General features: G+C 39.5%; 5 protein-coding genes. All 5 read right to left on the reverse strand.

The features are described 5' to 3' along the window. Positions 1-140: 140 nt before the first annotated feature. The 5 genes from AWT60_RS17500 to ahrC all read right to left on the reverse strand — a co-directional run bounded on the left by AWT60_RS17500 (position 141) and on the right by ahrC (position 6,479). Complete coding sequence (locus tag AWT60_RS17500; protein WP_024422933.1) at positions 141-1,241, reverse strand: Rap family tetratricopeptide repeat protein; 1,101 nt, start codon at positions 1,239-1,241, stop codon at positions 141-143. Between the two features lie 455 nt (positions 1,242-1,696). Next, on the reverse strand, positions 1,697-2,500 hold the full coding sequence (gene spo0A / locus AWT60_RS17505; RefSeq protein ID WP_218677569.1) for a sporulation transcription factor Spo0A: 804 nt from the start codon (positions 2,498-2,500) through the stop codon (positions 1,697-1,699). Between the two features lie 285 nt (positions 2,501-2,785). Continuing rightward, entirely contained in the window at positions 2,786-4,063 is a 1,278-nt protein-coding gene (spoIVB, locus tag AWT60_RS17510; RefSeq protein ID WP_025092993.1) for a SpoIVB peptidase, read from the reverse strand. A gap of 199 nt (positions 4,064-4,262) precedes the next feature. Next, positions 4,263-5,996, reverse strand: coding sequence for a DNA repair protein RecN (gene recN, locus AWT60_RS17515; protein ID WP_218677570.1), 1,734 nt, complete (start codon positions 5,994-5,996; stop codon positions 4,263-4,265). Between the two features lie 33 nt (positions 5,997-6,029). After that, a complete protein-coding gene (gene ahrC / locus AWT60_RS17520; RefSeq protein WP_024422938.1) occupies positions 6,030-6,479 on the reverse strand; it encodes a transcriptional regulator AhrC/ArgR in 450 nt (149 codons plus the stop codon). Positions 6,480-6,757: the final 278 nt, after the last annotated feature.

Below are 6,757 nucleotides of genomic sequence, written 5' to 3' on the forward strand. Positions count from 1 at the left end.
GATTCATACGAAGAGGTTGACAGATAAATTCGATCACGTAATCGCTCTGATGGCTTGCTCTGTCGTCTCTGCGTCAAGAGCAAAAAGGGAAGAAACAACTGCGACTGCTGTAACAACGGTTACACCTAACAACAACTTTTTCATAAGATAACCTCCACTTTCTTTTGAAGTATTTGTGCATCGAATTTCTTTTCAAGAAAACGAATGGCATTTTGATAATCATTTCGTTCCTTGAAGTATTTCGATATTTGTTCAGACAAATCCTCAAGCTCCACATATAATCTATTTTTTTCTATGTAGTCTAATTTTTCAGAGAATACGTCTGCTGCCCCACTATTCTCGCACATCAAATCCAAAATTTCAAATTTTACTATATATTCATTATTTTGGATATCACAACTATACAAAATACCCTCTTTAATATATTCCCTCGCCTCTTGATCTCCTAGATGAACCAAGGCATTCGCCAGAACATATAAAGATTGGATGTAATAATGGCTATTGTCACGGTGAATTTGAATGCCCATCCCTTTTTTGGCATAATGTGCGCTTTTTTCATAATCATGCTTTGCATAATAAAGAACCGCTAAATTGTGATAGCATTTCCCAATCAGCACTTCATTGTTAATGCGCTTACTTTTCTCAAGTGCTTCTTTATACTTTTTCTCTGCTTCATCGAATTGGAACAAATCAATACAATTACTTGCATGTAAAATTAAGCTGTCAATCGCCTGCGCTGTGTACTCTTCATGCGCTTTGAATGTATCGATGGCTTTTTTAATATGATTAATGGATATGAAATTTTGTTTTAGTTCGTAATAGATCGAAGCAACCTTATGGTGAAAAGTTCCTACTTCCAGGTCTTCATTCACACGTTTTAGCCGCTGTTCTGCAATTTTGTAAAAGCTAATGGCTTCATCATACTTTTTCACATATGCAGCATATTGGCCTTTGTAAAAGTAAAAATAAAAATTAATAATGTCATCTGCCTTCTCATCGAGCGTTCCGACACTTTTCATAATTTGATTGGCTTTTTCAATATTTCCAAGTAACATTTCATGTCTGCCGTCAACAAGCTGATAATAAAGGAGAACTTCACGGTCTTCATCTGTATTTTTTAGCAAATTCTGAATTTTCTCTTTATAGACAGCAGATTTTTCTAAGTCATTCTGTGAAATGACCCTCGTCCACTTGCTAATTTCGTTCGCTACCTCAGCAGAGTGGATTTTCAGCTTTCCCATAACCTCACCCTCTTCTTTTCATTATTATAGCATAGTAAAAGAATGTGAAAATTATTAAATTCGACAATGGGAATATTCAGTTCAAATGGCACAATCTCTAAGAAGCCAGTGACTTTAAAACGCCAACCAATCAGGTCAATAGAAATAGAACTTTCGATCTCGTTTGCTTTAATTACCAAATCCATGAGACCTTTTCCTCTCATCCTTTTTCTTACGAATGAGCGTTTTCTTCTTCTATTTTGAAGACTTCATGATCGATTGACGCAGCTGATTACCACTACTTTATGTCTTTTTTATTTTTTTCATGCTTTATTTTCATTTTATTCTGAAAATAAAGCAGCCCGTTTGTCCAATTTAAACTTTAAGATGATTTTATCAACATAACCAATTTTTGACAATATGTTTCAAAATAAAAAAACGTCTCAATGAAGAAACGTTTTTTCATGAAAAAGATACTAGCTTGCTCTATGCTCTAATCGCAAACGATCAGCTACCATGGCAATAAATTCTGAATTGGTTGGTTTCGCTTTTGACATGCTGACAGTATAACCAAAGAGTGAGGAAATGGAATCAATGTTTCCTCTGCTCCAAGCGACTTCAATGGCATGACGAATCGCTCGTTCTACCCTGCTAGCAGTCGTGTTAAATTTCTTTGCAATGTCTGGGTACAACACTTTAGTAATGCTTCCGAGAAGCTCAATGTCATTGTACACCATAGAAATCGCTTCTCTTAAGTATAAATAGCCTTTAATATGAGCGGGCACGCCAATCTCATGAATAATGGTCGTAATGCTCGCATCTAAGTTTTTACGTTTCGGTTCAGGTTTGTTACGAAGAACACTGTTTTGGATTGATGAAGAGCGATGGGTAACTTGTGTGCCGTTTCCACTGACTTGACGAATATGACCTACTAGGTTTTCCATATCAAATGGCTTTAAAATGAAATAGGATGCGCCCAAATCAACTGCTTTTTTCGTGACATCTTCTTGTCCAAATGCCGTTAGCATAATCACACTTGGCTGTTTTGTCATTTCATTGTTTTCACGGAGGCGTTCTAGTACAGCAAGACCGTCTAAATGAGGCATAATAATGTCGAAGAGGAGAACGTCGGGCTCTTTATCTTTAAATAATGTCAGGCATTCCTGACCATTATACGCCACGCCAAGTACTTCCATATCTTCCTGTCCCTCAATGTACTCTGTCAAAAGGCCAACAAGCTCTCGATTGTCATCAGCTACACACACTTTAATTTTCTCCACGTTCTTTCCTCCCCAATGTCGATTCCTTTAGTCTTTTGCATTTCTCTTCTGAGTGTTGAATTCGACAAAACCATGCTATCCCCTTTAAAAAACTTTAATTTTCCGAATAATAGAGCATTATCTAGCTTTTTCTACGTTTTTCTTAACGAATCGACGATTATTGCAATTTGACAACAAGCTTTTTTCCATTTTGTCGAAAAATCTCTTTTTCCTTATTTTATAACATGATGGAAGAGAAAGAAAGGGTAGAAAAAAACTGCCGGAAGATTCGCGGCAGTTTGCTAATCAGCTTGCTTTTTTGTTTTTTTGATAAAGGTCGATTCCTGCTTCTGACAGCATCCATTCAATGTGTACGCCGTACCCGCTAGTCGGATCATTGACGAATACGTGTGTGACAGCTCCAATGACTTTGCCATTTTGGATGATGGGGCTTCCGCTCATTCCTTGGACGATTCCGCCCGTTTTGCTTAAGAGCCGTTCATCTGTTACCTTTAATACCATTCCTTTAGTTGCTGGGAATTTCTGCGGTGTTGTGCTGACAATTTTAATATCAAACTTCTCCACCTTATCATGATCCACAACGGTTAAAATTTCTGCTGGGCCTTCTTTTACTTCATTAGATAAAGCGACTGGAAGTGGTTTATCTGCTACATGATTTTCAAGCTTTTCGGTTAACGTACCAAAGATACCAAAAGGGCTGTTGCGGGAGATATCTCCTATTGTTTTTCTTTCGGAAGAGAATCTCGCCAATTTTTCTCCAGGATTGCCTCCTGTGCCTTTTTCAATCGATGTCACGGTTGATCTAACAATTTCACCATTGTCGACAACAATTGGTTTTTTTGTATCCATGTCAGAAATCACATGCCCAAGGGCACCATATTTTTTAGATGAAGGTTCAAAAAAGGTCATCGTGCCGATTCCTGCTGCAGAATCACGAATGTAAAGACCAATTCGATAGATGCCTTCACTTGCATCTTTTGCGGGTGTTAATGTTGTTTGAAAGGTTTTATGATCTCTCTTTATGAGCAAACGAAGCGTTTCACCCGTTTTCCCTGCTTTCTGAATAAATGGGGTGAGGTCATTCATTTTCTCCATTTTTTGACCATTGATTTCAATGATCATATCCCCTGATTGAATGCCTGCGGCTTCACCTGGTGATTTTTTGCCGTCTGCTGTTGTGATTTGATGAAAACCTACAACGAGAACTCCTACAGAGTGGAGCTTGACGCCAATGGATTGACCTCCAGGAATGACTTTTAATTCAGGGAGAACGTCAACTTTTGTTTTCTTAATAGGAAATCCTTTAAAATCATAAACAATTTCGGCTTTTCCCGCCTTTTGTCCTGTAATATCCAGCTGATTCTTTTTCTCTGAAAGGCTAAAGGCTGGTGAAGAAGCATTGGCTGACGCTTCAATCGATGTGTCAATTGAGTGCTTTTGTTTTTCAAATACAGCAACATTTGTTGGAATGCTGATATATTCCTTCACTATGCTCATAAACCCTGTACTTATTAAAGAAACAAGGAGAATCACACCAATGGCTTTTCTCATCTTTTCGGGCATTCATTTTTCACTCTCCTCGCTCCTTACCCACACCAGAACACTCATGTTTTGGCTACATCTTTACTTTTGCCTTCTTCGAGAGGATTTATAACCGGCAGCTTTAGAAAATGATTGGATAAATTGATAAAAGAAAAAGACGATTTTATGGGTATATACGCCGGCTTTTACACAACATAAAAAAAGGCAGCTGATGATTCAGCTACCCTGTTGTTTTGACATCATTTGCTTGGTGCAATAGTTCTTTTGCATGCTGTTTTGTCAGCTCAGTCACTTCCACACCGGCAATCATCCGGCCAATTTCACTCACTTTTTCTTCATGACTTAATGGTTTGACACTCGTCAGTGTTCTGCCCGCTTTCGAGCGTTTCGAAATGAAGAGATGCGTGTCAGCCATTGCGGCTACTTGAGGCAGGTGTGTAATACAGAGCACTTGTGATCCAGACGCAACTTTGTAAATTTTCTCAGCAATGGCTTGTGCCACTCTGCCGCTGACACCTGTATCAACTTCATCGAAAATAATGGATGTGACGTCTTGTTTAGCTGAGAAAATACTCTTCACAGCGAGCATGACACGTGAAATTTCTCCACCTGAGGCTACTTTCGATAAAGATTTCATCGGTTCGCCTGTATTTGTAGAAATGACAAATTGTGCTTGGTCGATTCCATTTTTCCCGAGCTGGACAGGTTTTCCGTCTAATAGCGGACAATCGGTGCTGCCAAATGGCGCATATCGAACAGAAAAAGCTGTGTCAAATGATGACTTCTCCATATACAAATCCTTGAGCTCTGTTTGAATTTGCTTTGCTAGCTTTTTGGCCCATTTTTTACGCAGCTCTGAAACGTTAAGTGCTTCCAGCAGGGCATCACGGCTCATCGCATCTAATTTATTTTTGAGCGTCTGCAGATGGCTGTCTCGATTTTGGATTTGATCTATTTCTTCTTCAATCTTCGCCGCATACTCCAAAATTTCCTCAACGGTTGTGCCGTATTTTCGTTTTAACTGCTTCATTTCATTCAGCCTGGATTCAATAAAATCAAGACGAGCCGGATCAAATTCTAATTGATCCAGCATGCTTCGCATTTGGAAGGTTGAATCCTCTAATAAGTAGTAGGAGTTCGACACTTGTTCAGATAACTTTTTCAAATCATCGTTGATCTCAGACACTTGCTCAATCTCGCTTGAGGACATACCAACCCAATCTAGTCCTCCTTGCTCATTACGCAAAGCGTTATACGCGTTTTGGAGTGAGGAATAGATTTTTTCGTAGTTGCTGATTTGATGTCGCTCTTCCTGAAGCCTCTCATCTTCTCCCGGCTCTAATTGTGCCGCCTCAATCTCCTCTAGCTGAAATTGCAGTAAATCTAAGCGGTGCACCATTTCCTGCTCATTCTCAGACAGCTGCCTGAGCTTTTGAGCCGTCTTCATATATTGATCATATGCTTCTTGATACTGCAAGAGAGCCGGTGCAATTTCTTCTGCTCCAAATTGATCGAGCAAATGCAGATGATTTTCATCTTCCATGAGCAGCTGGTTATCGTGCTGTCCATGTATATCAAGCAAAAGCCGTCCTACTTCCCGTAAAAGTGAGATGGTGACAAGCTTTCCATTAATCCGGCAAATGCTTTTCCCGCTGTTGTTAATATCACGGCGGAGGATCATCATTTCATCTGATGCGTCAATTCCCTGCTCTTCGCATAGAGCAAATACAGGGTGATCGGCTGGTACAAGAAAAAGCCCTTCCAGCTCTGCCTTTTTTTCACCGTAGCGGACAAATTCAGAGGACCCTCTTCCTCCCACGAGAAGTGAGACAGCGTCAATCATGATGGATTTTCCGGCACCTGTTTCCCCCGTTAGAACCGTGAGTCCTTTTTCAAATGAAACCGTTAACTCTTCAATGATTGCAAAGTTTTTAATGGTTAGTTCTGCTAACACTCATTTGACACCTCTTTTAGTAAACCTGATTCTTTATAGAAGCTCTAAAATTTTGCTCGAAACTGTCTCTGTATCATCTGGGGTGCGGCAAATGATTAAAATGGTATCATCCCCGCAAATCGTTCCCATAATTTCTTCCCAATCTAAATTATCCATTAAAGCACCAATCGCCTGAGCATTACCCGGCATTGTTTTAAGAACAATTAAATGACTGGCAGCATCCATTTTAATAAATGCATCCATTAGGGATCGCTTCAGCTTTGACAGCGGATTAAACCGCTGATCCGCAGGAAGACTGTATTTATATGTTCCATTGTTCGTCGGAACTTTCACTAAATGTAATTCTTTAATATCTCTAGAAACGGTCGCTTGTGTGATGTTATATCCATCGGCTTTCAAAATATCGACCAATTCATCTTGTGTTTCGATTTCTTGGCTTGCAATGATTTCTCTAATTTTAATATGCCTTTGACCTTTATTCATATTTGACCCCCCTAGGCGTTTCATTCTCAGTTTGTCTTTACGTTCTATGTTATATGATGCACAGTTCAAAAAACAAGCATTACGTGAGATACGGCCAATTCTTGTCTTTTGACCATGTAAAAAGGAATAATAGCGAGCTATTATTCCTTTCAGCGTGTAGACAAACCCTCGCATTCGGTGTCAGTCCTGCGCGCTGGTGCTCACGAATGTCAAATTCGCTCCGCTCCAGTGCTCGAACTTCCTAGACTTCAAAGGTTTTCTATCACGCTGAAAAGAAG

Source organism: Bacillus sp. F2HM (assembly GCF_019266135.1).
Taxonomy (GTDB): Bacteria; Bacillota; Bacilli; order Bacillales; family Bacillaceae; genus Bacillus; species Bacillus safensis.